We start from the raw sequence: 1,619 nt of genomic DNA, 5'->3' as shown, positions 1-1,619 counted from the left end.
TTTATTTGGGTAAAACAAGTATATAATCGCCTAAAATTTTATCAGCATCATTTATCTTTGGTTCGTCTTTGCGAATCGAGGAAAAGCAATTTATTTTACCACGAATACACGAGTTTGTAAACTTGCAATAGCGTTGGTCTAACATACTAAAAGCATTCACACTGAGTGAAGTCGAAGTGAAGCGTATCTAAAAAGGCGAAGCCGATCTAACATCCAATAGCGTCAGCGATCTAAGAGCAAAGCAAGTCTAAGAAAACCCAATCAAGTCCGAATTTGCATACTCCGAAAACTCACGCAACAACAATTTCAATTTCGGATTGATAAACTGTTCGCAAAACGGTTTCTTCGGATTAGAATAGTAATAATTGGTAATTTCCTCGCGTGAAGCTTTAAAAGATACAAAAGGCAACACTTGTGTGATGATGGAATCTTTAAAATTCGTCTGTAACGCAGACAATATATTTACAACTTCTTTTTCTTGCGATGGATTATAAAAATAAACCGCCGACCGATATTTCTTCCGCATAGAATGCTGTACGGTAGATTTATGCGTCCGTAAATGAATCTCAACGAGAACCTTCAAAGGAATTATGGAAGCATCAAATTGTACAATAACTGCTTCCGAAAACGTGTTGTTCACTTCCGTAGATTGTACCCAACCTTGTTTCACATCATGTACACCAATTAGCGATTGAAATACCGCTTCCGTACACCAATGGCAACCGCCGCCAAGAGCAATAGTCGTAAGTTTTTTCAAAATGATTTATATATATAACTAATTGTTAAAAAAATAGATCTCGCTGTATTTAAGTAGTGCAAAAGTACGCAAAGTATTGTAAACACTGGTATGTTGAGTTGTACTGTTGTATTTCATTCTATAGAAATAAAGACATTTTAACTCCTTTTCAAGGCTGGTTTTTCCGTTTCACAAGATTTATTTTGTAATACCGCGCAATATAATGTTGTTTTACGCTAAATTATTTTTGTGAACTTTTAAAGTGAATTAATAGCAAATAATTATATATAATTCATTCACTATTTGTAAAATATATCTTTTCAATTTCATAAAAATTAATCCAATTAAAATAACTAAATAGAATAAATAGTAAAACAATGACTCAACACCACACGTATCAAAAATTCATCTTTCTGTTTTTAGCAGGAACGGTATTGTTCTTGTACAATTGTACTACAAATACCATCGACGAAGGCGACATTCAAGATCTGCCACCAATAGAAGAAACGGTTACCTATGACGACGATGTCGCGCCAATAATTGCAAGCAATTGCATCGGTTGCCACAGCGGACCAAATGCCAATGCAGGGTTAGACTTGTCAAACTATGCCAATGTTAGAGGTGCCGCCGAACAAGGAAATCTTGTCAATCGTATCAACAACGGATCCAATCCGATGCCGCCATCAGGAATATTACCTCCTGAAACACGTCAAATCATTGACCAATGGATTGCTGATGGATATCTTGAAAACTAAGAAATAATCCAATAACGTAAATCAGAACAACATGAAAAAAATACTAATTGTATGTTTCCTTTTTGTAGCAGCAAATGTTTCTGCGCAAAAATACTTCACAAAAACAGGCGAAACAGATTTTAAAGCAT

Annotated in this window: 2 protein-coding genes; one reads left to right on the top strand and one right to left on the bottom strand. The window is 35.0% G+C overall.

The genetic code is table 11. From position 1 onward, the window contains the following. Positions 1 to 247: 247 nt before the first annotated feature. Positions 248 to 760, bottom strand: a complete 513-nt coding sequence (locus AA089_RS22950; protein WP_394334133.1) for a peptide-methionine (S)-S-oxide reductase — start codon at positions 758 to 760, stop codon at positions 248 to 250. A 353-nt stretch (positions 761 to 1,113) separates the two neighbouring features. On the opposite strand from AA089_RS22950, the gene AA089_RS22945 reads away from it, so the two are divergent. Beyond that, positions 1,114 to 1,491, top strand: coding sequence for a c-type cytochrome (locus AA089_RS22945; RefSeq protein ID WP_053002639.1), 378 nt, complete (start codon positions 1,114 to 1,116; stop codon positions 1,489 to 1,491). The last annotated feature ends 128 nt before the right edge of the window (positions 1,492 to 1,619 follow it).

Origin of the sequence: Kordia jejudonensis (assembly GCF_001005315.1) — a bacterium.
In the GTDB taxonomy this organism is placed as follows: Bacteria; Bacteroidota; Bacteroidia; order Flavobacteriales; family Flavobacteriaceae; genus Kordia; species Kordia jejudonensis.
This window is presented reverse-complemented; position numbering and strand designations above follow the sequence as displayed.

What these genes read in the sequence shown, in the direction of transcription:
- AA089_RS22945 (WP_053002639.1), top strand. Translation starts at nt 1,114, where the DNA reads ATGACTCAACACCACACGTATCAAAAATTCATCTTTCTGTTTTTAGCA.